Below are 26292 nucleotides of genomic sequence, written 5' to 3' on the forward strand. Positions count from 1 at the left end.
TCATTGAACTCCATGTAGATTCCTTATTCTTATGCTTTATTTATTTCTCGCAAAGGTAAAATGAAACTTTAATCAGTGGGGGGTGTCCATTCCCCACTGATTATTAGCCCACACCAATCGTACTTTTACGAGCATCCTGATTTTCATCTAACTTCTTTGCTTCAGCCAGATTTTGAGGTGGGGGTCTTACTGCTCACAACTAGCAGGATAAATCTAACACTTCTCTTCTTCTTGTCCATACGCGTTAAACACACTCTTCATATACTAATACAAACTCATATTATTTCAGAAAGGAGATACAAATTGAAACAAACAAAATTAACTGGTCGTATCGTCGTTCCTTCGGATCCCGGATATGACATAGCCCGAATGAATTTAAATTTAAGTATTCCAAAACTCCCTTGTATTATTGTTTTTTGTCAAAATAAAAATGATGTGTGTAACGCCTTAAAGTGGGCACGTGAGCATCATGTACCATTTCGCTTAAGAAGCGGACGTCATAGCTATGAAAATTTCTCTCTTTTAAATCGAGGACTTATTATTGATGTGAGTGAAATGAAGCAAATTACGGTTAATACAGGGAAATTAACAGCAACAATTGAAGCGGGTGCAAATCTTGGCACTGTTTATAAAGAACTTTGGAAACACGGTGTTACAATACCAGCTGGCACAAGTGCAAGTGTTGGTATCGTTGGATTAACACTTGGCGGTGGCATTGGCATGCTTTCACGCTTATTTGGACTAACATGTGATCAATTATTAGAAGTCGAAATGGTACAAGCGTGCGGAAAATTTGGTGCAAAAATTATTCGTGCAAATGAACAAGAAAACCCTAACCTATTTTGGGCATGCCGCGGCGGTGGGGGTGGAAATTTCGGAATTGTTACTTCCTTAACCTTTCGAGTCCACCCTATAAAAAACGTATCAATTTTCTCACTTACATGGGAATGGAAAGACTTTGTTGCTGCCTTTCAAGCTTGGCAAAACTGGGCACCTTATATAGATGAACGTCTCACTTCATCAATTGAATTATTCTCTAAACAACGAAATAAAATTGAGGTGAAAGGTGAATTTGTCGGCTCTACTTCTGAACTCTATCATTTATTATCTCCTCTTCTTGAAACTGGTAATCCTTCTCTCTTTATAGATAAAGTCCCGTATATAAAGGCTGTTCAATTCTTTAATAGCGGCAATATTCCTGAAAAATTCAAACGCTCTGGTTCCTACGTATATAAACCTATCCCTCTTAAAGGTATTCAAATCTTACAATATTTTCTTTCTCATGCACCAAATAAAGATGCGAGTGTTTGGCACCAATCACTCGTAGGTGCTATAGAAAACATTCCCCCTAATGAAACAGCTTATTTCCACCGTAAGGCAATTATTGCTCAAGAATATATTACCTCTTGGAAATGCGATGATGAAGAAAACCGAAATATACGCTGGGTTAAAGATTTACGGGAAAGCTTAGGTCCTTACACACTAGGAGATTATGTCAATTGGCCCGATATCGACATAAAAAATTGGCAAACTAGTTATTATGGCTCTAATTTTCAAAGGTTGCGTAAAGTGAAGACAGCATATGACCCTTGTAATGTTTTTCGTTTTCAACAAAGTATCCCACCCTTTCATACGTAAAAAAGGGGATAAAATAAAAAATCATCCAATATGCCGTTACCTCACAGCATGTTGGATGATTCAAGTTGATTTTCTATATCGTTTCAAATTATTGCTCCTATTCATAAACTTTCAATTACGGATTAATTGTATTTCTCATCATTTTTATGCAATGAATGTAATTTAATATTTGGTACTTTATCTTTTTCAATACCGCTATTATAAGCAACAGGAATTTGAAATTCGAATTGCTTTGTCTCATGTTTTTGTAAATAGACTGGTTTCGGTACTGGATAACCTTTTGAATTCTCGTTTACATTATCATATAAAACAACTTTTAATGCCTGTGAATGATTACGATAATTTTTTAAAGTCACAATGCACTTTTGTTCGATATCCTCTCCATTTTTCTCCATTCTACACTGACTATCTTCTTTTTTATATTCTATCGCCTCTACCCCTGTTTTTCCTGCGTAGTACCATGTTTTATTCAATGTATGGAGGATGTTATTTAGAATAAACGGCATCATTAAAATCAAAATACTAATGCCTGCTACTTTTATCTTATTCATTGTTCTAAATGTACTAGATTTCTTTTTTACTAGCCATTTTACAAATAATATAAATGCGATTACATGTAGTACGAAAGAAACAATTAATATATTTGAAACTTTATAATCCATATAAATATATGTATATACCGGAACCTTATAGAAATTGAATAGTTTTTCCCCAATTAATTCATTATCGTTTGGACTTTTTAATAATAACAAAACCCCTATACTGTAACAAATAGCTACTAATCGATCATACTCAATTCGAACCATTCATTCTCCCCTTCCCTTTGCTTTTTATTATCGATTTTAGCTATTATTACCATACTATACAACCTTTTTATAAAGGATAACGTAAAAAACCTCCTTATAAATATATAAAGAACCTTATTAATATACAATGTGAATTAGAAAATCAATATGTAATTTTCACATAGAGATCTCCTCAAAATATGTTGGATTATGTATTGTAATTTTTTTATCCAGAATTGTAACTATACTATCATTTTTCAATTGTTTTAATACGCCGCTAACCGTCTCTCGAGACGTCCCAGATATTTTCGATATTTCAATTGTTGTAAGTGGGCATGAAATTACAATTGTTTCGCCACTCTGCTCTCCTAAATCCTGCATTAAATAATTTAATGTTTGAATGACACGATCTTGTGCATTAGGGATTGTAATATTTTGCACTCGATTTTCATTCAGTTTTAATATCGATGATAATTGCTGAACAACGTACATTAATTGCGTCCTACTAGATTTCACCATATCTTCGAAAATTACTGTCGGAATATAATATGCCTCTACATCTGTCATCGCTTCTGCCGTATAGTTATATCCTCTGTCTGTAAACATACCACCATAAGGAAAAATAGAATACCGCTTTACATAGTCATCATATAATAAATTTCCACTTTGATTTACCCGCTCTAACTTTACAAAACCATCTAACATGAAGTAAATTCTTTCTCTTGAATCCCCTTCTAAAAATAAAAATTGACCCTTTTTGTAAGTTCGCCAATAGACAAACTCCGTCAAACCTTTCAATTTCTTTTCTGTTAAATGAGCAAATAATTCAAACTGCTTTAAATCTTTAACTACGTTCCGTCTGTTCATAAAATTCCTTCTCTCTTGCTGTATGTTAGAGCGAAAAATTAAGAAAGCGTATTCAAATTAAATTTTATCATAATTAACTTATATATTCGGATTTCACCATGAAAACTTTATGAACAATGAGTACAAAAAATATTAATAAATAAAAAGAATGAAGTTACTAACTTCATTCTTTTTTTACTAATAAATAGCGCACACAATTATTTAAACATACATGCATACATTCTGTTTAGAAATAATAGTACCAGCTTTTTCTTCTAGTGCTTCATATACTTTTTCTAAAGACGTAATAATTGTTTTTCTTTTTGGATTTGTATTAACAAAATTAATAGCAGCTTCAATTTTTGGAAGCATACTTCCCGCAGCAAATTGTTTTTCCTCAATGTATTCTTCTAATTGATTCACTGTGACATGTTCTAATTTCTTTTGATTCAGTTGATTATAATTTACATACACATGATCAACTGCAGTTAAAATTACGAGCGTATCAGCATCTACTAATTCAGCTAATTTCTGCGCAGCGAAATCTTTATCGATAACCGCTTCAGTTCCTTTTAACCCTTCTTCGGAATCAATTACTGGAATTCCACCACCACCAACAGCTATCACTATATTTCCATCCTCAACTAAAGAATTAATTACTTTATGCTCATGAATACTTACAGGCTTCGGTGATGGAACAACACGTCTCCACCCTCTGCCAGCATCCTCTTTAAACACTGCTTTTGTTTCTTCCATTAATCTTCTTGCTTCTTCTTCCGTATAAAAAGGACCAATTGGTTTAGTTGGATTTTTAAATGCCTCATCTTTTTCATCCACGACAACGCGTGTTATAACCGTTGCTACGTCTTTTTTTATATTCCGTTTTTTCAATGCCTTTTCAATCGCATTTTCCATCCAATATCCAATCATCCCTTGGCTCATTGCACCACAAGTATCTAATGGCATTGCAGGTGTCTTTTCCGTTTCTGCAGCTTTTTGCTGTAATAAAATATTCCCCACTTGCGGGCCATTTCCATGCGCAATTACTATATCTACATCATTTTCCATTATTTTCACAAGTTGTTCCGCTGTTTTTTCTAATGCTTCTTGCTGTGCCCCTGCAGTAGCTTTTCCAGACTGTATCGCATTTCCCCCTAGTGCAACTACAATTTTTCTTCGTGCCATATTTCAGCCCTCCAGTTAATTTCGCTTTCACAGCGCTTTATAAAGTAATACTGCCTGTAATTAATCCATAAATCGCAAAGAATGCTAAAGCACCAATTGCTACCGATGATGCTAATTCCACTCGAGTAAATATTTGCTTCGAACTCTTTTGCTTTTGAACATTGTAAAAAATAAAAATACCTGGCGCATATAAAGTCATTGTTAATAATAAATACTCTAAACCAGCTGCATAAACTAACCACACACCATAAATACTTGCTATCAAACCAATTATTATATTTTTATTTCGATCCACTTCTTCAGACTTTAAGCTATGCTTCAGTTGATAAAATGCTGAAAAAGCATATGGGATTAAAATAGCTGAAGATGCTAAAGAGAATGCAAAGTTATACGCCTGATCGGAAACGACGAATGTTAATAAGAACATTTGAATTAAGCCATTTGTTATCCATAATGAATTTATTGGAGCCTTATTTTTATTTTCTTTTGCAAACCATTTTGGAAATACTCCGTCTTTAGCCGCCAAATATGGAATTTCAGATGCGAGTAAAGTCCAGCCTAACCAAGCACCTAATACAGAGATGACTAAACCTAAATTAATAAAGATAGCCCCCCATTTTCCAACAACACTTTCAAATAAATAAGCCATAGACGGATTTTTCAAATTAGCAATATCTGCTTGCTGCATAAGTCCAAGAGACAGTAATGTAATTAAAATGTAAATGATGAGTGTACCAATTAAGCCAATAACCGTTGCTTTCCCTACATCACTTCTATTTTTTGCTCGACTAGATAAAACAACAGCCCCTTCTACCCCAATAAACACCCATAAAGTTACAAGCATTGTACTTTTAACTTGGCTGCCAACCGCTCCCCATGAAAAAGAACCAGTTTGTCCCCAAAATCCATCTAGAAACGTATCAATATGAAACGCGAAGATTCCTATAACAATAAATACAAATACAGGTACTAATTTTGCGATTGTAGTTACTAAATTCACAAGTGCTGCTGATTGAACTCCACGTAAAATTAACATGTGAACACACCATAATAATACGCTTGCACCAATAATGGATGCTACATTTTGACCGCCTTCAAAGATGGGGAAGAAATACCCTAATGAAGAAAACAATAATGTACCGTAAGCTACATTACCAAGCCAGGCAGATAGCCAATATCCCCACGCACTATTAAATCCCATGAAATTACCAAATCCTGCTTTTGCATAGCTAAAAATACCGCCATCTAAATCTGGCCGTTTTACAGTTAGATTTTGAAAAGATAATCCAAGCGCAATCATCCCAATTCCTGTTATAACCCAACCAATAATAATGGCTCCAGCACCAGCACCTTTTGCCATATCACTTGCTAAATTAAATGCTCCACCGCCAATCATAGACCCCACTACAAGCGCCGTTAATGTAAACAACCCTAATTTCTTATCTTCATCCATTCCACTCACCTCTCTTTAATTGCAATAACAATACGAAAGCAATAGTGAATGATAGTGTCTAAAGGAGGAGAAAGAAGAAAGGAAGACTCCCTTTCTTCTTTACTCCATGTTTCCTAAAGTAGCTGCCATAACCGCTTTAATTGTATGCATTCTATTTTCAGCCTGATCAAATACTTTTGAATGTTTACTGCGGAATACTTCGTCAGTTACCTCCATTTCCCTCAACCCATATTTCTCATAAACTTCCTCACCATACATCGTTTCAACATCATGGAATGCGGGTAAACAATGTAAGAAAATCACATTTTCATTTCCTGTTTCTTTAATCATTTTCATATTTACTTGATAAGGTTTCAATAACTCGACACGTTCAGCAAATTTTTCTTCCTCACCCATAGACACCCATACATCTGTATAAATTACATCTGCATTCGCAACAGCTTCTTCCACATTACTTGTTATCATTACTTGTTCATTATATTTTTTTGCTAAATCAATTACTTCTTGCTCTGGCCATAAAGATTCCGGTGTACAAATACGTACGTCCATTCCAACGATCGCTCCACCAACTAGTAAGCTATTAGCAACATTATTTCGTCCATCTCCAACGTAAACGAGCTTCACATTTTTTAATTTCCCTACATGTTCTCTAATTGTTAATAAATCTGCAAGTGTTTGTGTTGGATGCCACATATCTGTTAATCCATTCCAAACCGGCACACCAGAATTTTGTGCTAAAGATTCTACAGTTTCATGATTAAATCCACGAAACTCAATTCCGTCAAACATGCGTCCTAACACTTTTGCTGTATCCTCTACGGATTCTTTTTTCCCAAGCTGAATATCACCTTTCCCTAAATATTCAGGGTTCGCTCCCAAATCTGTACATGCTACTGTAAATGCACATCGCGTACGAGTAGAGGTTTTTTCAAATAATAGCGCTACATTTTTACCTTCTAAATAATGATGTGGGACACCGTTTTTCTTTTTCTCTTTTAATTCTGCTGCTAAATCTAGAAAATATAATAATTCTTCTTGTGTAAAATCTTTTTCAGCTAGAAAGCTTCTTCCTTTTAAATTTGGTCTAGTCATTAACATACTTCATCCCTACTTTCTCCGTTATTTATACTAAATATCTTTACGAACAATTGGCATACTCATGCAACGTGGACCCCCACGACCACGAGATAATTCCGAACTTAGCACCTCAATGACCTCTATACCATGTTCCCGTAATAACGTATTGGATACATAGTTGCGATCATATGTAACAACTACACCTGGCGCAATTGCTAATGTATTAGAACCGTCATTCCATTGTTCACGAGCGGAAGCAATTGCATCTCCTCCTCCACAAGGAATAAGAACTAATTCACTTAAACCTAATACCTCTTTTAATGCTTCCGTTAAAGAAGTACGATGTGTAATTTTAAGAGTTTCCACATCTGGGCCTTTTTCTAAAATATAAATATTCATATTTCCTTTTGGCCCTTGAATGGCTGGGTGAATTGTAAACTTGTCATAATCAACCATTGTAAACACTGTATCTAAATGCATAAATGCTCGGCATTTTGGAATTTCTATTGCTAACACTTTCTTAATTTTATTTTGTCGGCTAAAAAGATTTTTAGCTAAACGTTCAATTGCTTTAGCTGACGTACGGGCAGATACTCCAATTGCAATTGTTTCTTCATTTAAAATTAGCTCATCGCCACCTTCAATCGGAAACTTATAATCACGATCTAGCCAAATTGGCACATTGTGATTTGCAAATCTTGGATGATATTTAATGATGTACTCCATGAATAATGATTCACGTCTACGCGCCGGTTCTCTCATCTTATTTATCGTTAAACCATCGCCCACGCTAGCTGCTGGATCACGAGTAAAATATAAATTAGGCATTGGATCTAAGTAAAACGGATAATGATCTTCCATTAATTCGTATAAATGTGTCTTCTTACTTGTTTCAATTTCGTTTTTCCGTACACCACCCATAATTTTTTGAACTAATTCTTCATTTGAAAAGGAAAGTAAATATTCTTTTAAAGTTTGATGTGCAACATTTACGTCAGCCTGTCCTTCTTCTAAAATACGATCAACAAATTCTTCTCGAAGTTTTTTATTTACTAATGCCTCAGCAGCTAGTTTTTCTAAATAAAGAACTTCAACACCCCGATTGCGTAATGTTTGTGCAAAATAATCATGCTCTTTTTGAATAATTGGTAAGTATGGAATATCATCAAATAATAATTGTTGCAAATAATCTGGCGTTAAGTTTTCCACTTCTTTACCAGGTCGTTTTAATAAAACTGTTTGTAATTCCCCAATTTCTGAAGTAACATGTATCGGATGCTTCATTTGTTGTACCTCCTTTTAAATATGTTTGATGTCTTACAAGTACATAATAAATGCTACGCGCTTTCATCTTTGTGAAAACATCTACATTATCATTGTGAAATATTAAACAAGTTATTTTTTAAAAATCATATAAATTTGTATTTTTATAACATTCCATCCCGCTTTTTCAATAAAAAAATACATATATTACGCATATATGCTGAATATTTAACTTCCGTATTTAAAAAAAATCCTGTTTTTAATTTTTATTAAAAACAGGATTTTGCATCTAAATAATTAAATTTAACCTTTCTTCTAAAATCTCCCTATCTGATTTCGACTGAGAAATTATAAGGCATGTATCATTTCCACATATACATCCTATTTTTTCTTTCCAATCTAACTCATCAAACAAAACACCAATAACATGTGCATTACCGGGTAATGTTTTAATAACCATTAATTGATCTACACAATCAATTTTTACAACAACCTCTCGTAATTTTTTCTTTAACTTTATATCAGTTTGTAAATGCTCTTCTGAGAAAAATTTATATATCATTAATCCTTCTTGAGAAGGTACCTTCGTTAAGTTTAACTCACGAATATCTCGAGAAACTGTAGCTTGTGTTACTAATACATCTTTTTTTGCTAACAATTCTACTAATCTTTCTTGCTTCTCTATTTCATACTCCTTTACAAATTGTTTAATTAATCGTTGTCTTTTTTCTTTTTTCATAAAAGACACCCCTTTTAATATTATAGCTCGCTATAATTTTCATCCGAAAGGGACAGAAAAGAATGTTGCGGAAACGTTCATAGTTTATACTTTTTAACTGTAGATATTAAATCTAGCTAAAAAAAGAGAAGAACAGCATTCTGTTCTTCTCTTTTACATTGAAAATCGTTCAATTGTTTGTTTTAAATCCGCTGATTGCTTCTCTAAGTCTTTTAATAATTGATCGATTGCTATCATATTTTTAGACTGTTGTAATGTCACACGTGCCACTTCTTGTGAACCAGCTGACGTTTCTTCCGCAATTGCTGCTACAGCCTTTGTTTGTGCTCCTGTTTGATGAATGTGACTCGCTTGTTCATTCATATAACTACTAATTTGCTTGGTTGCATCGGCTACTTCCATAATACTTGATGACATTTCTTTTAAAATTAATTCTGTAGCTTCTCCGCGTTTCGCCTCTTCTTTAGCTGTCTTCACCTGCTCTGTCATTTTCAATGCGACTTGCTGTACTTCATCTTGCATATCCCGTAATAACTGCGATATGTTTCTTGCGGAATGATCACTTTCATCAGCAAGTTTACGTACTTCTTCTGCTACAACCGCAAAGCCCCTTCCATGCTCTCCTGCACGAGCTGCCTCAATAGAAGCGTTGAGTGCTAATAAATTCGTTTGACTAGCAATCTCACTCACAACAGAAACAATATGTTCAACTTGTTTCATTCGCTCTTCTAATTTCTGTACATTTTCCATCGAATCTTCATTTTCTCTCGCCAATGTTTGAATACCTTGAATTAAAGAAGTAAAGACACGTGTACTTTGTCCTAAAGCTTGAACCATTTCTGAAGACAACTCGTCAGACTGTTTTGCTTTTCCTTCTACTTCATTTGCAATAGAAGTCGTTGTATCAACAGTAGAAACGATCGCTTGAATCGATGCTGCTGATTGCTCGGCACCGGAAGAAATCTCCGCAAGAGTTTCAGACACACCTTGTGCTTGCTTTGTCGCTTCACCTGTTTGTTTTCTAATTTGCTGAACTTGATTATTTGTATACGAAAATGTAGTATCGATATTTTTTACCATGCCCCTTAAGTTCCCTAGCATCATATTAAATGCAACACTTAAAGATTTAATCTCATCATCGGTCTTTGGCAATGGGACATCTTCACGAATATCACCTTCAGCCGCTTTCCTTGCTGCTTCTTCCAACTTTCGAAGTGGTTTAATTAAAAATATTGCTGCCCCATACGCTAAAATTCCAGACCATACTACACCTAATAACATAACGATAATATTATAAACAGTTTGACTTACATAACTTTGAAAATAATCATATATAACGTAAATGAAAATTAAACTTGTTGAATATGTAATTAAAGCTAAAATTGTAGTGAATAGCATAAGTTGTGTACGTAAGCCAAAAGAAAATGTTTTTCTTTCTTTTCCCATCTCTTCTTTCCCCCTTCTTATAAGCAATATAAGTACTACCTATATATTATTATCCATATTTTCGTTATAGAAAGATATAAGGATTTTAAAAATCATTATTTCTTTGAATATTAAATCCTCCTGAAAAAAATAAAGGATTCTGACAATTTATGACTAATAACAGAAATAAGGGGCAACATTTGTAAATATATTTTTGACTGGGGGTTTTGTATGATTCAAGTTCGAAATCTAGTAAAATCATTCGGCTCACTTGATGTTTTAAAAGGAATTGCTTTAGAAGTAAAAGAAAAAGAAGTTGTTGTTTTAATCGGTGCCAGTGGTTCCGGCAAAAGTACATTACTTCGCTGTCTTAACTTTTTAGAAATGTACGATGAAGGTGAAATTCACTTACAAGGTGAGCGAATTGATCCAAAGCATTCAAATTTAAACAAAGTCCGTGAAAATGTCGGTATGGTTTTTCAACACTTTAACCTCTTTCCTCATATGACCTCACTAGAAAACATCATAGAAGCACCTATTCACGTAAAAAAATTAGAGACAGCAGACGCGAAGGATGTTGGGAATCAACTCCTACAAAAAGTCGGCCTACAAGATAAGGCGGATGTAACTCCTCACTTACTTTCAGGTGGTCAAAAACAACGCGTTGCGATTGCACGAGCTCTTGCTATGAACCCTAAAATTATGCTATTTGATGAACCTACCTCAGCCTTAGACCCTGAACTTGTTGGAGAAGTATTGCAAGTTATGAAAGAACTTGCTGAAGAAGGAATGACCATGATTATTGTTACTCATGAAATGAATTTCGCAAGAGATGTAGCTGATCGCGTCATATTTATGGATGACGGAAAGATTGTAGAGGACGCTCCGCCAGCACAATTCTTTTCAGCTCCATCACATGAACGAGCAAAACAATTTTTACGCAACGTTTTATAATGTAACTTCTGTTTCAAATGAAAAGAAATACATCCATACGGTGCACAACTAATTGTCCAAATAAAATATCTCAGTAACATACTTAAAACCATCCGTATGATCAATATATAGGAGGGGTTTTATGAAAAGAAAACTATTAACCATTGTTGCGAGTATTACATTATGTACATCCTTCATACTAGGAGCCTGTAGTAAGGAAAGTGCTACTACTTCTTCAAATGGTGAAAAAGAATTTCGTTATGCGATGAGTGGCTTATATAAACCTTTTAACTATAAAGAAAATGACGGAAAGCTTGCCGGTTTTGATGTGGAAATTGGTGAGGCACTTGCGAAAAAAATGAATATGAAACCCACTCCTATTACAAATCCATGGGAAACGCTAATTCAAGGTCTACAATCGAAAAAATATGATGCTATATTGGGCAGTATGGCAATTACAGAAGAACGCTTAAAAGCTGTTAGTTTCTCCAATCCTTATTATCGCTCTGGTGCCCAAATTTTTGTGGCTAAAAAGAATGCATCTATCTCTTCTCCAGAAGATTTGAAAGGTAAGAAAATTGGCGTTGTAAAAGCTAGTACCTTTAAAGACCTTGTTGCAAAACATACAGATCAAATCACAGAATATGATAGCGATATTACTGCACTTATGGACTTAGAGCCTGGACGTATTGATGCAGTAATCACTGATCAAATGGTCGGTTTACGTATGATCAAAGAAGGTAAATCAAATATAAAAGAAGCTGGAAAACCATTAAATCTTGATGAAATGGGAATTGCTATTCGTAAAGATGATAAAGAAATGGTTGAGAAAGTAAATAAAGCTTTAGATGAAATCATTAAAGATGGTACGTATGAAAAGATCAGTAAAAAATGGTTTGGGCGTAATATTCTTGGAGACGAGGCAAAAACAAAGTAAGTTAGCCATTTAGAGATTTCATAAATCATGCCCCACTTTGTATGTGGGGCACTTCATTCACTACTAAAATCCATACAATATGAGGTGACACATATGTTTGAAATTTTTATCTCTACCTATCCCACACTCTTAAAGGCTACTATTGTCACATTACAATTAACATTAACATCCCTATTACTCGGTTCACTAATTGGATTACTAGTCGCTTTCTTTCGAATCTCTAACAATAAGGTTTTAAATAGTATTGCTCATGTATATATCGCCATTATTCGTGGTACACCTTTAATTGTTCAAATTGCCATTCTCTATTTCGGTATTACATCGATTATTGTCTTCACTCCTTTTTGGGCAGGAGCAATTGCTTTAGCAATCCATAACGGTGCATATATTACTGAGATTTTCCGCGGATCCATTCAGTCCGTTGACCGTGGACAATTGGAAGCCGCTCGCTCTTTAGGTATGCCTTACCCTTTAGCTATGCGCCGAATTATATTACCACAAGCATTTCGTCTGTCTCTTCCCCCTCTAGGGAACCAATTTATTATTGGATTAAAAGATTCTTCTCTTGTTGCTTACGTAGGATTGTCCGAATTATGGGGATCAGGTTTATCAATTGCTGCAAGTAACTTCCAACAATTAGATACATACATAATTGTTGGTTTATATTACCTCGTACTTGTTCTTCTATTTACTTATTTTGTTAATCTTTTAGAAAAACGACTTCAACGAAAAGAAAATAACTCTGTCCAGGTCAAGACGAAGAACAAGAAAGAAGTCTCTTTATAACAAAAAGCAAGCTCTAAGAGAGCTTGCTTTTTCATCGTAAAATATGTCTATTATTGATTTACTTTTTTTATAGTCTCTTTTTCCTCTATATGTTCCTCACGATATGAAATATTATGAGGATCCAATCCATTTCCTAAAGAACCATAGAAATGCTCCCTATGCGGATCAACTAATTCACTTCCGTGATAATACACACGTGGTGTATTCCAAAGTGCTGCCAAAGCTTTTGTCATCGGCATTTCGTGATAGCGTTCCGGCCACATTTCTTTAATTTTATCTTTTACTAATGGATAGTATTTAGAACTCATAGCAGGAAACAGATGATGTTCTGTATGGTATGAGAAATTGAAATGTAAAACGTCTACCCAGCGCGGTACTGTTACTGATAAACAGTTTGCTAAAGGATCATTTACTGGAACAATAGGATTTAAGCGGTGATTTGTTGCGATATACGCCATTACAATAAAGTTAGCAATTAACAACGGAATCACGTATGCAAAGAACCACTTTGTAGGTCCCATAATAAACAATAAACTAATCCAAACTGTCCAGGGCAAAAGAAGTTGAAGCCATACAGATTTTTGATTGGATGACTTAAATTCTTTTATAAAATGAAAGAACATTCGAGTCGAATGTAACGTAAATTGAATTGTTAGTGACAGGAAACTAAAGAATGAACGTACATGAAGAGGCATGCGATATACCCAACTCAAAAACTTACTCTTTTTCAGTTTCTCAAATGTCGGCCATGCATCTGGATCATTCTCTTCATGCTGTGTGTGAACATGATGCGTTGCATTATGCCACTTTCTCCAAAGTTTTGGGCCAGTTGATAATGGCATAAATGCTATCGCACCTAAAAAATCACGAAGCCATGCCTTTCTTACAACTGTTCCATGTAAAATTTCATGTCCTAAAAATCCAAGTGAAGCAAAACATAATCCAAGAACAATTGCAATTCCTAGATTTGCCCACACATTCAATTCAAATACACCGATCGTTATTAAACCAGCCAATGCCACAAGTAAATAAGCCAGTCCACCAAATAATCGATTAGGAACTGGTTTAAATGCTTTTTTCGGCAAATGTGGTGCTACACGTGCTGCATACCACCCAAACGTATGAAGCTCCTTCATCCTTTTGCCCCTTTCTTATGCCGCGCCCCGCGCAACTTGCATATATCAATTCTTGCTTCCAGATTGATTTTACTACGTGATCCAAAAAGCATTTATCATAAGGAAAATATACTCACTCTATCGTCACTTAATTTTCGCTTTTATTATCAATGAAAAACATTTCTCTTTTTACTCTCTATCAACCTTTCCACATGATGAATCATAACAATAGAATTTCTATATTGTCAACAACTTTTATGACCTAGTAATAAAAGTTGGTTATATTTTTATAATCATACTTTATTTCACTAAAGAAAAAGCATAGATTTCATAAGGCTTTATCAGGTATATATACATATCCACTTAAACAACATAGACTCTATCTTATTCAAGAACTCTCTATGTAATCAACAAATGGAATCACTTGAATTTAGCTTTATATAAATCCTACTTCTTCATACTGCCCCAATAAAATAATTATATTAAAATATTTTTTCTTTCGTTTAGTAAAAATAGAACGCTACGAAAACAACATACATGAATTCCATATAATATGGAAATATTAAAAGGAAAATTGTTCTAATTTGGAGGTTTTCAAAATGACAGATGACACATTTCCGCAGTTACCATCATCCTATTGGATTGAATCTACTCAAGTTCCTACTTTTCCTCATTTATCCGAAAATATAAAGACAGAAGTTGCTGTTATCGGAGCTGGTATTACAGGCATTACCACTGCCTATTTACTCGCTAAAGAAGGAATGAAAGTCGTTTTAATTGATTCTGGTCTTATTTTAAATGGAACGACTGGGCATACAACCGCAAAGGTAACGGCACAACATGATCTTATTTATGATGAATTAATAAATCATTTCGGTGTGGAAAAAACCCGACTTTACTATGAATCAAATAATCATGCTCTACAATTCATAAATGAGACTGTGCAAACATATAAAATCGACTGTAATTTCTCAAATGAAGATTCGTATTTATATACAACTACTGATAATGGATTAAGAAATTTATCGAAAGAATATGAGGCCTATCAAAAATTAAATATACCTTGTGACTATGTTCAATCTCTATCGATTCCGATTCCAGTACAATCTGCACTTGTCATGAAAAACCAAGCACAATTCCATCCCCTCCTTTATTTGAAAACACTTTTAGAAAAGTTTGTGGAGATGGGCGGCAGAGTTTATGAACAAACAACAGCTATTGATGTGGAAAAAGGTGATTGTCCACAAGTCATTACAAAGGGTGACCATCGCATCACTTGTAAATATATTGTCTCTTGTTCACATTTTCCTTTTTATGATGCTAATAGCTTTTTCTTTACGCGAATGTATGCAGAACGCTCATATGCTCTTGCAATAAAAGCAAAAACAGATTATCCAGGTGGCATGTATTTAAGTATTGATGATCCAAAACGCTCCTTACGCTATATAACAAACAATGGAGAAAAGTTGATTTTGATTGGCGGAGAGAGCCATAAAACGGGACAGGGAATAAATACGATGCTTCATTATGAAGCACTCTATTCTTTTGCTGAAGCAACTTTTGGAGTAGATGAAGTTCCCTATAGATGGTCAGCGCAAGATTTAATTACTCTAGACAAGCTCCCTTATATCGGACATATTAACGAAAGAAATCCAAATATATTTGTTGCAACTGGATATCGTAAATGGGGAATGACGACTGGAACTGCAGCAGCTCATTTACTGAAGGACTCCATTCTAAAAGTCCACAGCCCATATAAAGAACTGTTTGCACCATCACGCTTTCATGCAAATCCGGATATAAAAACTTTCCTCTCTCAGAACATTGATGTTGCTAAACATTTAATTGAAGGGAAAATTGAAACCGCATTACGTAAACCAGAAGATCTTGAAGTTGGCGAGGGATCTGTTGTACATGTTAACGGTAAACGAGCAGGTGCTTATAAAGATAAAGAAGGAAAATTACATATCGTCGATACGACTTGTACACACCTCGGCTGTGAAGTTGAATGGAATAACGGTGATTGTACTTGGGATTGCCCTTGTCACGGTTCCCGTTTTTCAATTGATGGGGATGTTATGGAAGGTCCTGCAGATCAACCATTAAAACGAGTTGATAACGAGTAAAAAAACAAAGAAGTTCAACAAGAAACCTGTTGAACTTCTTTATTTTTCATGACACCTTTTCATATAAATTTCGACATAAGAAGGGGAATATTAACATTAAATAAAATAATATATTCATCTACAAATAAAAGGGGTGAATACTATGCAACCTTCTGCTCCACCTCATCTAGAATCTACAGAAACTATCTTTTCAAGTTCTATTACAAAACTTGTTGTTTTTATTTGTTGGCTAGCCATTCTAGCTGACGGATATGATTTAGGTATTTACGGCGCCGTTCTGCCAAAGCTCCTAGAAGACAAAAGCTGGGCACTATCACCAGCCCACGCTGGAACAATTGCCAGCTATGCTTTATTTGGGATGTTTATTGGTGCTATTCTAGTTGGAACCATTACAGATCTAATTGGACGAAAATGGACACTTATATGCTGTTTAGCCCTTTTTTCTATCACAATGGGCTTAGCTGCAATTGCTCCTTCTCCTGAATCATTTGGGTTATCTCGATTCATCGGAGGAATCGGATTAGGCGGTGTTATCCCAACGGCTTCAGCACTTACTGTTGAATATTCACCAAAAAAACGGCAATCTTTTATTTATGCTCTTATGTTTACCGGCTATCCTTTAGGTATCGTGTTAGGCGCTATTTTATCCATGTTTATGCTAGAAGATTTCGGATGGAGAATTATGTTTGGCATCGGAATGATTCCGCTACTCCTCATTCCTTTCATTATTCGTTATTTACCTGAGTCCATTCAATTTTTATTATCGCGAAATCGACAAGAAGAAGTGAATAAAATTCTTAATCGCTTTCAAATTGAACTCCATGTAAAAGATGAAATTCCTGAAACACCATCTAATATACAAAAGAAAAATGGATTTCTTACGTTATTCTCAAAAGATTACATAAAAGCAACACTACTTTTTTGGCTCACTTATATAATGGGAATGTTTTTAATATACGGTTTAAATACTTGGCTACCACAGATGATGCGCCAGGCAGGATACCCTCTTGGATCTAGTTTATCATTTCTACTTATACTAAATATTACTGCAGCTATCGGTGCATTATTTGCTGGGGCGATTGCCGATCGTATAGGAGCAAAAATTGTTATTAGTATCTCCTATCTTATGGCAGCCATATGTATTGGACTATTAACAATTAAACCATCTGTTACAATCATTTATCTTTTAATTGGTCTTGCTGGAATTGGATCAGTCGGTATTACTCAAATATTAAATGCTTATGTAACACAATACTTCCCATCACATGTACGAGCTACCTCCTTAGGCTGGGGACTTGGACTTGGCCGAGTTGGTGCGATTGCTGGCCCTATTCTTGTCGGTATTATTATGACAATGCAATATGACTTGGCGTGGAATTTTTACTTATTCTCCTTTGCAGGTCTTATCGCAGCTATATCTGTTTTCTTTATTCCTACAAAATAAAGTGAAACTTTAATCAGCCCTCACCAATCGGGCGTTTACGGACAGTTGACCTCCCACCTAACTTCTTCGCTCCAGCCGAATCTTGAGGTGGGAGTCTTACTGCCCGTTAATGCGGGATAAAAAAGAGCACAAACTCACTTGTGCTCTTTTTCATATACTTCAAACAACATATTTCGAAATAATGTATTCAAACTCTCAATATCAATCCCTAATCCCTTTTCAATCCCTTTCACGTATTGCTCATAATAATCAATTTGTTCTTCTAAAAATTGATTTAACACCTCAATTTTCAATCCAACATCTAATTCCGTACCTGCTTTTTTCTTTATTAACAACTTTTCAATTTCATCTAATACACTAGGCTCTACTGATAGTTCCATAATTAACCGGTCAAATTCTACTGGGGGCAATGTCCCTTTCTCTTCTAACCATTTACAAGCTAAAATAGGACGTAATACGTAAAAGTACTTTTTCAACTTTACATTTTCACCTTGTAAAAATTCACGATAGTTTTTTGAAGCCATATGTAAGTAATGATATATCGTTGATTTCGAATTAAAATCCTTTTCACTCATTTGCTGAAGCTGTTCTGGAAGGTTCGAGTTTTTCGAATAAAAAATCGGCGATCGAATCCATTCGAGTAACGCTGGATTTGACTTTGCAAACAGTTGCAAAGCCTTTTTAATATCCCAACCACTTATGTCTAAATCATCACTAATTGGATATTCGATTACATCACGCTTATCATGGATTGATAAATACCATTCTACAGGGTGTATATAAACAAACCTAACATCATAATCACTATCTTTCGATGGAAACCCCCACGCCCGACTCCCTGATTCCACAGCGAATAAAATTTTCACACCATTCTCTTTTTCAATTCGCTCTAGTTCTAATTCAATTTTCTCTCTCATTTCATACCATCTCCATTTTTTGATTATTTCCCTGGGAATTCGACAAATATACGACTAATTTTACTATATACCAAAACAGCTGTCAGACAATTTCTGACAGCTCAATAAAGCACCTATTTTTTATTTTCAATTACAGTAGCAGTAATTCGTTCAAACTCTTTTTGAATTTCCTCTTTATATGCATCCACTTTTGAAAAATCCATAGCAGCAATATAAATTCGTTCTAATTTATCACGAACTGATTTTGCTTTTGCTAAGAAAGACATTGCCTCATTCATTTTTGCTTTATATTGAATGGAAACGTCACGAATTTCTGTAGCATACTTCTCATCCGTCCCCGGTTTAACAATAAGAGCATACATATCTATAATCTCATCACCTTCGCGACTTGGAAAATATTCATGTGGTGCGGTACTATCAAAAATTGCAAATCCTAATTCTCTTACGATAACCATATCAAGACTATTCGGGTCAAATCCGCAATGATATACTTCAACGTCAAAACCTTTTTCTTCTGCTGCCTTCGATAACTTTTTGAGCATTGTTGATTTTCCAGAGCCCGGGCGTCCTTTTATAAAATAACGATGTGGTAACCCTTCTGTTAAATTAGGAACAAAATCAACTGCTCCTTTCGGTGTAGCAGCTCCTAAAAAACGATGTTTCACAATCGATTGTTTCTCCTTTTTATCTGCAAATAATTTCTGAATTAGCTGATCTGTTAGTTCATTTGCTTTATTAAAATCAATGTTATTAATATATATTTTCTCCCACTCATCATGTATAACTAATGCCTCTTTAAAACATCCGTAAGCAGATTTGAAAGCCTTTCCCGCTTCTGATACAAACCGTTCAATTTCTAACTTCTGCTTTCTTAATTTATCTGAGTCCCAAGCAACTCCTAAATTTATATACTCTTCAATAACTCCTGGCATTTTCGGCTCAATAACATGCGGTGATGTTCCATCAACAATTCCTACTTTTAATTTCGGAATAATCACCCCATCAACTGACTTATTATCAGAAGAACAATGCAAAAGTTCAATATCATATCCTTTTTCAACCCATTCACGACCTATTGCCTTAATTAAAGAAGATTTTCCCGTTCCTGGACCACCCTTTAAAATAAACAACCTATCTAGTCCTTTTAAATTCTCTTCGTATAAGCTGTGAAATCCTCTAGCTGTATTGCCACCAGCATAATAATTCAATACATTCCCTGTCACTGCACTCACTCCTTCGCAACAGTCTACTTACATAAGCTACAATATGCGAGCAACTTTATTTGGGTGAACACCTAATTTGTATTGCACGAAAAAAGGAAATGAATTACAATTTAAATATCACAAACATTCCGAATTTAAAACCGAATAAACCTTTATCAAGAGAGGCAGAGGGACCGGTCCTTTGAAGCCCAGCAACCTCAGTTTATGCAAACTGAATAGGTGCTAATTCCTGCAAAATGCATTGCATTTTGGAAGATAAAACTCAACTAGTATGTAAAGCTCATCTTTCTTGATTATGAAGGATGGGCTTTTTATTATTTGAAAAAAATATATTGGAGGTATGTAAAATGAAAGTAATTGATCTATCACAAACGTTTGAAAATAATATGTCTCAATTTCCTGGAACACCAAAAATCCAACTAGAAGCCATTACAAGCGTTGAAGAAACAGGTTATCAAGTTACGAATTTTCATTCTGTCGTTCATGTTGGTACGCATTGTGATGCGCCTGCTCATTTCATTTCAGGCGCAACCACTATTGATCAATTACCCCTAAATCAATTTGTAGGCGAAGCTGTCCTTATCGATGTGACTCATGTTCAAGAGCGAAAATTACCTAAGGAAGTATTACATACTGTCGACATAAAAGAAGGCGATATTGTCATTTTCCATTCCAATCTATCTAATAAATGGAATACCGAAGCTTATGAGAAAGAAGCGTTTTATCTTTCCGAAGAATTAGCTGAAGAACTAGTTCAATTAAAAGTAAAATCTGTCGGTTTAGATTTTATTTCTCCTGATGAGGTAACGACAGAAACATCACCGATTCATCACATACTGTTAGGAAATAATATTTACTTAATTGAAAACTTAACAAACTTAGATGCCATTAAAGCGAAACGATTCTTTTTCTCAGCAGCACCTTTAAAAATTAAAAATAGTGACGGTGCTTTCGCAAGGGCATTCGCTGTTATTTTTTAAACATGGTCTACAAAAAAAGCAAAGATCACTTTTGACCTTTGCTTTTATATTTTTTATTTAAGTTAAAAAAGAATTGCTCCACCTTTGGTCGTATCCACGCTAAATAATCTTTATCTTTCTTCTTTGTACAAGCTATCTCTTCTCCATCTACCATTTCGACAAGTTCTAGCTCTAACAGTTGCCTCGTAAATGCTACCATATTTACTTCTTCTGCTGGATATTCTTCTTTTAATTTCTCCTCAATTTCTCCCAATAAAAAACCGTCACGCATCATTGCTAGTGCATCAATCCAAAGTGGCGGCATTTCATATGTCTCTCCTGTAATCGTATCTTTTACAATATAGTTCTTTTGCTCTTTTCGAAATTGAATCGTGTGTAAGCATACAGTCGAATTTAATGTTAATTCCATCATACCACCCCTTTCATCATATCCGCATAGAAAAAAGGATGCGCGTGCACCCCTTCTTTTCTTTTCATAACACTACTGAACCGTTACATGAGCTAAAAGCTCTATGTCGATATTTTCCTCCATTATAAACGAAGTTTTTTATAAAAAAAACCCTTCTTGAAACATTTTATAAAATGTTTATATTTACACAACAAGAACACTTTTCTGAAAAGTAATTTCGTCTAATGCACTACACTGTTGGTAAATAAATTTCCACTTTCGTTCCTATCCCCATACTACTTTCAATCGCGATACTCCCTTGATGTTCTTCAATAATTTTATATGTAATCATTAATCCAAGACCTGTACCATTCTCTTTTGTTGTATAAAAAGCTTTTCCGATCTTTTCTATTTTCTCATTTTCTATCCCAAGACCTTGATCTTCAACAGAAATACACAAGTTCTCTCCAGCTTTTTCATATGCCAGAATCCGAATATTCCCGCCTCCTGGCATCGATTCAATTCCATTTTTGATGATGTTTAACAACACTTGTTTTAATTGCTTATCATCACCATTTATAACGGGTAAATTTCCATCTACTTGCAAATGAAATTTCACTTTATATTGAGTCGCATAGCTTTCCATTAACTGTACAACATATAAAAGGATTTCCCCTATATTACACCATTCATAATTTGTTGGTTTCGGTTTTCCTAATAACATCAATTCACTAACAAACCCATTAATTCTCTCAATTTCTTGCAGCATAATCTCATAGCTCATCGTATCTTCAGGATTTCTTTCTTTTTGAATTTGTGTAAATCCTTTTAAAGCTGTTAATGGATTTCGAATTTCGTGAGCAATTGTTGTAGACATTGTCCCAATAACAGCTAAATTTTCCGTCTCTTTCATACTGTTCATCATCTCAACAACTGTCCTTACATAAGATTGAAATCTCTTTAATAAAGAATGCGAAATGATGAAAAAGAATATACATAATACAAGCGGAATCACAACTTTTACATCTTGTAATATCAAAGTAAAAAATACATATTTTCCAATTACACTACAGGAAACGAAATAAAAATATTTTCTGTTCACAAAAATCGGTGCAAATAGAATTAAAAATATTTCAACCATATTTCCATTTTCAAAAACACGATCACTGTGTAAATAAATCATTAAGTTATTAATAAGATCAATAAGCATGTACCCAATTAAAAATAAGTATTTCACAAAATATACATAACCTTGTTTTTGAAGATATATTGAAATAGGAAATAAAGATATTACTAATATATATACACCTATTCCCATACCACCTTCTGGCCACCCTACCCTTGCTTCATTAATATTCATAGCAGGATAAACAAAATAATAGATAACGTCATATAAAAAGAAAATAATATAGAATAATAATATAAATACTTTTAAAGCTTCTCTTTCTTCATAAATCAAGCTCTTGTATTTGTTCATATAAAAACTCCTCTTGATCAATACAAAAAAACATTTCAAGTGTTATCTCTTTAAATTATAATTATGAAATTGCTTTCAGGGCAACATGTAACCTTCTAATACTAAAAGGAAGGAAGGAGATACAGCTCCTTCCTTTTCAGTTACAATTTATATCCATCTTACCCTATCATTTAGCAATCCATCTGTAAAATTATTATGTCCTACTACAAAATCCTTCATATATAAATTTAAATATTCCCCATACTTACTTTCAGTATTTAATAATAATTCTTCTACATAATAAGCACCTTTTCCAAAAGTATCTAACAGTAAACTACATAAGCCAGCATAAATTCCACACCCTACTTGGAAGTACGTCGCATTTGTTTTATATTTTTGAAAAACTTGGCTACTATTCATTACATTATACATGTATGTCTCATTATGTTCATAAACGAGTAACACACCGACTAAATCTTCTCCTATAATATCATCTTCTACTGGATTAAATACTTTACGATTCCAACTCCATAAATCTTCCACTTTATCTAAGTTCTGTCTAATTAAGTTTGTTGTATACTCATTGATCCGATAAAGGAAACCCACTTCCATATTAAAAGATTTCCCTAAAATTAAAACTTCTTCATGTGGCATTAAGCAACCATAAAATTCTTTTTCACCTAACTTTACTTTATACTCTGAAGCATATACATCCTCATAAAAGTAAAGTGGACGATGATGACTCATATACATAGGATAACTCCATATCGCTTCATCAAGAAAACGCTCAACTGCCCATGATGCATAAAGTGTATGAGGTTTTATAAGCTCTTTATCATTCAAAAATGAATTATCATGTTCTACAATATAGCATGCTCGCGGCTTTTCATTTTGACGTTCTTTCATAAGCTCAACAACCATCCATTGAACAACACCAGGATTCATACCTGAGCCTATAATCGCTCTTGTATTTGTAAATGTTTCTTTCTCCTTCTCAAACCTCGTATACCTTTCCGTAAGCTGAAAACCAAGTAAACTATCGTCTTGATCTACTGCCTCATTTTCCAAAGCCGAATTAATATAACAAATGCCAAGGTCATTACAACAACTCAGCAACCTAATCGTATCTGCACCTGAAACATCAATAACAACCTTCGTTCTTTTTTCCTTTAAATGATGTTTAAATTTGACTACATCTTGAAGATTTATTTCATATAAAAAAAATTGCTCTTTCAGATTTGGAAACAACTCATCATAATAACTGTTATCTTTTTGTTTCATATCCACCAAATAGAAGTTCACATTCTTTATCACTTCATAAATTGGATCTTTTTCATTTACTACCGCTTGATTCAAAATTGCTAACACTGCTTTTGCTGCTCCACCAGCACTGCCAAGTAATGTAATCGAAAACGAATTTGGAAACTGCTCCACAAACAAAACCCCTTTAATAAAGTAGTTGAGCAGCTCTTCCTCAAAAAGTGAGTTGAATACACCAAAAGGTAGCTCGTACACCTTTAGTACAAGATTGCCCCTTCAAAGATCACACATACCTATATGATATTCAATTCATTTTCCCCTCATATCCAAATCGAATTAAACAAATAGGCTCGACCTTTTCTTCCCTATATATAAAAGAAAAAGCCAGCCCTTTCAACTAGCCTACGGACAATGGACAGATTTCACATGTTGAATATTCACGTACATTTTTGCGTCACGTGCTTTTAATATTTCAATATGCCCTTCATCAATTTTCGTCATCTTTCCGATTTTATTAGATTCCTCGCCTAAATCAAACACCATAATTTTCCCTGACATTTTAATAAGCTGTTCTTCAAAAGTTCTAGCTAGAGTAATATTTAATGGATTTACGGGGAGTTCATTTTTATTGAGGGAATAAGGTACTTGGTTCTCTTTATAAGGAATTAACCACTTCAAATGCTTTAAAGATATATATACAGTTTTGTAAACAGGGCTATAAAAAACAATATAATCGTTCATCACACTTGTAACATAACCGTGTATCGGAACATTTCCTGCCACATAAATTTCTGTAAAAATCCCTTTAGATGTGATTAATACTTTTCTCAAAGAAATTGAAGGTGATTCCCTCTTAATTACAGAGTCCACACCAGGCTTTAATATTTCTTCATCATGCTCTCTTAAAAATTTATAATACTGGATATGGTATAAAGATATATATACATAGTCTTGTCCATTGTAAAGAACTACAATATCATTTCCTACATCAATTAATACACCTTTAAATCTTTTTTCACCGATTAATTTAACGTATATATTTTCTCCAATATTTTTGTTTAACTCATTCATCTATATCCTCCTTTCTATAAAATACTACTTTTCCTGCCTTCCATTTCTAAAAAAATAATCAGGGCAATGTTCTGTCTTTTAGTAGTAAGAATTTTTTTTTCATATATCGCTAATAATTGTAGCGAACTATGAAATCGTTCTTCACTTCCAATCATAATGCCCCTCTTATTTATCAAACATTATTCTTCTTCATTCTTTTTACACTTAACTACTTGATTCACACTCTTAATATGATAAATAATCACGTAAATGACTTCATCACCATTTACTAGCGTAATGCATTCATCATGTACTTCACTTAATAAACCTTCCACACACTCTGGTCCACCACGATTAACCTTTATCCACTTATACTTCAGGTCACTTAATACATCTAAAAAAGTATCTTCATCAGAATAGAAACATGAACCATAGTAATCGTCACATTTTGTTTCTTTCACTTTCTTGACTAGACTCTTCACATGTTTCAACTGATAATATACTACTTCTCCATGAGGTAATTGTAGTGTAAGGTAATCTTTCCCCAACGATAAAAGTACACCTACTCGACTTTCCGACCCGCGCAGATTTACCTTTACATTTTCACCGACTAAACCTTTAATTTGATCACAGCATAATAGACTCTCCAATTTCATATCCTCCTTTCTTATTATCTTCCTCTTCTTGATTGTCTTTGTGCACGAGCTCGACTTGAATCATTGCTACTTTCATCACTTTTCTCATCGCTCTCTCCACATACTGATTCGTTATAACTAACACTTTTAATATGAGCTAGTGCAATTAATATAACTTCCTCTTTTATAATTAACGTTACATAATCACAAGAAACGTCTTGTAAAATACCTTCAACTTTCTCTGGACCACCACGATTAATTTTTACCCAGCGGTATTTGAAGCTTTGAAGTAGCTTTTCAAAATCTTCTGCGCAGTCATATTCCAACCAGCCACAATCATCTGTTACACAATCTTTCGTATTCTTTGTAATACTTTTCAGATGGCGAAGCTGATAGTAATAGCGCTCTCCTTTTTCATTCTTTAATACGAAGTAGTCCGTACACACTGATACTATTGTTCCTTTTTGAGATTCTGGTCCACCTCTGTTTACTCTTACATAAGATCCAATTAAATCTTTCAAAAAATCACAATGAAGTAAACTCACGAGAAAACCCCTTCCATTAATTTATAAGCTTTTGCACTGATAGTATATGTATCTGTACAGGTTATGTTCGCTATGTTTGTCCCCGC

Annotated in this window: 25 protein-coding genes, 1 pseudogene and 1 riboswitch; of the genes and pseudogenes, 7 read left to right on the forward strand and 19 right to left on the reverse strand. The window is 34.2% G+C overall.

The features are described 5' to 3' along the window. The first annotated feature begins 303 nt into the window (after positions 1 to 303). Positions 304 to 1638: an FAD-binding oxidoreductase gene (locus ABH959_RS18500; RefSeq protein WP_404493034.1), complete on the forward strand. Its 1335-nt coding sequence runs from the start codon at positions 304 to 306 to the stop codon at positions 1636 to 1638. Between the two features lie 122 nt (positions 1639 to 1760). On the opposite strand, the gene ABH959_RS18505 is transcribed toward ABH959_RS18500, so the two are convergent. The 9 genes and pseudogenes from ABH959_RS18505 to ABH959_RS29415 form a co-directional block, all read right to left on the reverse strand. Continuing rightward, a complete protein-coding gene (locus ABH959_RS18505) occupies positions 1761 to 2444 on the reverse strand; it encodes a hypothetical protein (RefSeq protein WP_002139471.1) in 684 nt (227 codons plus the stop codon). Between the two features lie 156 nt (positions 2445 to 2600). Then, positions 2601 to 3290 (reverse strand): Crp/Fnr family transcriptional regulator, encoded by a 690-nt coding sequence (locus ABH959_RS18510; RefSeq protein WP_002139470.1) that lies wholly within the window; start codon positions 3288 to 3290, stop codon positions 2601 to 2603. Positions 3291 to 3491: 201 nt separating this feature from the next. Then, entirely contained in the window at positions 3492 to 4454 is a 963-nt protein-coding gene (arcC, locus tag ABH959_RS18515) for a carbamate kinase (RefSeq protein ID WP_002139469.1), read from the reverse strand. Positions 4455 to 4491: 37 nt separating this feature from the next. After that, entirely contained in the window at positions 4492 to 5907 is a 1416-nt protein-coding gene (arcD, locus tag ABH959_RS18520; RefSeq protein WP_000343045.1) for an arginine-ornithine antiporter, read from the reverse strand. A gap of 99 nt (positions 5908 to 6006) precedes the next feature. Then, positions 6007 to 7005, reverse strand: coding sequence for an ornithine carbamoyltransferase (argF, locus tag ABH959_RS18525; protein ID WP_000930304.1), 999 nt, complete (start codon positions 7003 to 7005; stop codon positions 6007 to 6009). 30 nt (positions 7006 to 7035) lie between these two features. Next, the gene (arcA, locus tag ABH959_RS18530) at positions 7036 to 8268 is read right to left on the reverse strand and encodes an arginine deiminase (RefSeq protein WP_002139467.1); all 1233 of its coding nucleotides are present in this window, start codon (positions 8266 to 8268) and stop codon (positions 7036 to 7038) included. Between the two features lie 268 nt (positions 8269 to 8536). Further along, a complete protein-coding gene (gene argR, locus ABH959_RS18535; protein ID WP_000711835.1) occupies positions 8537 to 8986 on the reverse strand; it encodes an arginine repressor in 450 nt (149 codons plus the stop codon). Between the two features lie 153 nt (positions 8987 to 9139). Continuing rightward, positions 9140 to 10090 carry a methyl-accepting chemotaxis protein gene (locus tag ABH959_RS18540; protein WP_418904754.1) on the reverse strand — a complete coding sequence of 317 codons (951 nt, stop codon included), beginning with the start codon at positions 10088 to 10090 and terminating at the stop codon, positions 9140 to 9142. Next, positions 10082 to 10432: pseudogene (locus ABH959_RS29415) on the reverse strand (HAMP domain-containing protein); the annotation flags it as partial. The gene ABH959_RS18540 and the pseudogene ABH959_RS29415, both read right to left, overlap by 9 nt. A 210-nt stretch (positions 10433 to 10642) precedes the next feature. Between ABH959_RS29415 and ABH959_RS18545 the strand changes: the two are divergent. From ABH959_RS18545 to ABH959_RS18555, 3 genes are all read left to right on the forward strand, one after another. Continuing rightward, entirely contained in the window at positions 10643 to 11365 is a 723-nt protein-coding gene (locus tag ABH959_RS18545; protein WP_404493035.1) for an amino acid ABC transporter ATP-binding protein, read from the forward strand. Between the two features lie 121 nt (positions 11366 to 11486). After that, the gene (locus ABH959_RS18550) at positions 11487 to 12281 is read left to right on the forward strand and encodes an ABC transporter substrate-binding protein (RefSeq protein WP_113938002.1); all 795 of its coding nucleotides are present in this window, start codon (positions 11487 to 11489) and stop codon (positions 12279 to 12281) included. A 93-nt stretch (positions 12282 to 12374) separates the two neighbouring features. Next, on the forward strand, positions 12375 to 13067 hold the full coding sequence (locus ABH959_RS18555) for an amino acid ABC transporter permease (protein WP_113770341.1): 693 nt from the start codon (positions 12375 to 12377) through the stop codon (positions 13065 to 13067). Positions 13068 to 13117: 50 nt separating this feature from the next. Here ABH959_RS18555 and desB read toward each other — a convergent pair whose 3' ends face one another. Further along, a complete protein-coding gene (gene desB, locus ABH959_RS18560) occupies positions 13118 to 14203 on the reverse strand; it encodes a Delta(10) desaturase DesB (RefSeq protein ID WP_002091268.1) in 1086 nt (361 codons plus the stop codon). Between the two features lie 578 nt (positions 14204 to 14781). On the opposite strand from desB, the gene ABH959_RS18565 reads away from it, so the two are divergent. Next, positions 14782 to 16308, forward strand: a complete 1527-nt coding sequence (locus ABH959_RS18565) for an FAD-dependent oxidoreductase (RefSeq protein ID WP_404493036.1) — start codon at positions 14782 to 14784, stop codon at positions 16306 to 16308. 142 nt (positions 16309 to 16450) lie between these two features. Then, positions 16451 to 17752 (forward strand): MFS transporter, encoded by a 1302-nt coding sequence (locus ABH959_RS18570; protein ID WP_113938004.1) that lies wholly within the window; start codon positions 16451 to 16453, stop codon positions 17750 to 17752. 134 nt (positions 17753 to 17886) lie between these two features. On the opposite strand, the gene ABH959_RS18575 is transcribed toward ABH959_RS18570, so the two are convergent. Then, on the reverse strand, positions 17887 to 18669 hold the full coding sequence (locus ABH959_RS18575; protein ID WP_404493037.1) for a nucleotidyltransferase domain-containing protein: 783 nt from the start codon (positions 18667 to 18669) through the stop codon (positions 17887 to 17889). Between the two features lie 113 nt (positions 18670 to 18782). Next, entirely contained in the window at positions 18783 to 19892 is a 1110-nt protein-coding gene (locus tag ABH959_RS18580; RefSeq protein ID WP_113938006.1) for a PRK06851 family protein, read from the reverse strand. Positions 19893 to 20041: 149 nt separating this feature from the next. Further along, positions 20042 to 20154: riboswitch (SAM riboswitch) on the forward strand. An 85-nt stretch (positions 20155 to 20239) separates the two neighbouring features. On the opposite strand from ABH959_RS18580, the gene ABH959_RS18585 reads away from it, so the two are divergent. Then, positions 20240 to 20872: a cyclase family protein gene (locus ABH959_RS18585; protein ID WP_002091277.1), complete on the forward strand. Its 633-nt coding sequence runs from the start codon at positions 20240 to 20242 to the stop codon at positions 20870 to 20872. A gap of 25 nt (positions 20873 to 20897) precedes the next feature. Here the strand turns inward: ABH959_RS18585 and ABH959_RS18590 are convergent, their stop codons facing one another. The 7 genes from ABH959_RS18590 to ABH959_RS18620 form a co-directional block, all read right to left on the reverse strand. After that, on the reverse strand, positions 20898 to 21281 hold the full coding sequence (locus ABH959_RS18590) for a hypothetical protein (RefSeq protein ID WP_033715352.1): 384 nt from the start codon (positions 21279 to 21281) through the stop codon (positions 20898 to 20900). 229 nt (positions 21282 to 21510) lie between these two features. Then, positions 21511 to 22737, reverse strand: a complete 1227-nt coding sequence (locus tag ABH959_RS18595; RefSeq protein ID WP_113938007.1) for an ATP-binding protein — start codon at positions 22735 to 22737, stop codon at positions 21511 to 21513. 147 nt (positions 22738 to 22884) lie between these two features. Then, a complete protein-coding gene (locus ABH959_RS18600; RefSeq protein ID WP_404493038.1) occupies positions 22885 to 24150 on the reverse strand; it encodes an S-adenosylmethionine decarboxylase related protein in 1266 nt (421 codons plus the stop codon). A 228-nt stretch (positions 24151 to 24378) separates the two neighbouring features. After that, positions 24379 to 25047, reverse strand: coding sequence for an LSm family protein (locus ABH959_RS18605; RefSeq protein ID WP_002016710.1), 669 nt, complete (start codon positions 25045 to 25047; stop codon positions 24379 to 24381). A 14-nt stretch (positions 25048 to 25061) separates the two neighbouring features. After that, the gene (locus ABH959_RS18610) at positions 25062 to 25202 is read right to left on the reverse strand and encodes a hypothetical protein (RefSeq protein ID WP_404493039.1); all 141 of its coding nucleotides are present in this window, start codon (positions 25200 to 25202) and stop codon (positions 25062 to 25064) included. A gap of 24 nt (positions 25203 to 25226) precedes the next feature. Continuing rightward, positions 25227 to 25676, reverse strand: a complete 450-nt coding sequence (locus ABH959_RS18615) for a spore coat protein (RefSeq protein WP_404493040.1) — start codon at positions 25674 to 25676, stop codon at positions 25227 to 25229. A 20-nt stretch (positions 25677 to 25696) separates the two neighbouring features. Beyond that, positions 25697 to 26206, reverse strand: a complete 510-nt coding sequence (locus ABH959_RS18620; RefSeq protein WP_113938010.1) for a spore coat protein — start codon at positions 26204 to 26206, stop codon at positions 25697 to 25699. Positions 26207 to 26292: the final 86 nt, after the last annotated feature.

This window comes from Bacillus sp. RC51 (assembly GCF_044908115.1).
Taxonomy (GTDB): domain Bacteria; phylum Bacillota; class Bacilli; order Bacillales; family Bacillaceae_G; genus Bacillus_A; species Bacillus_A mycoides.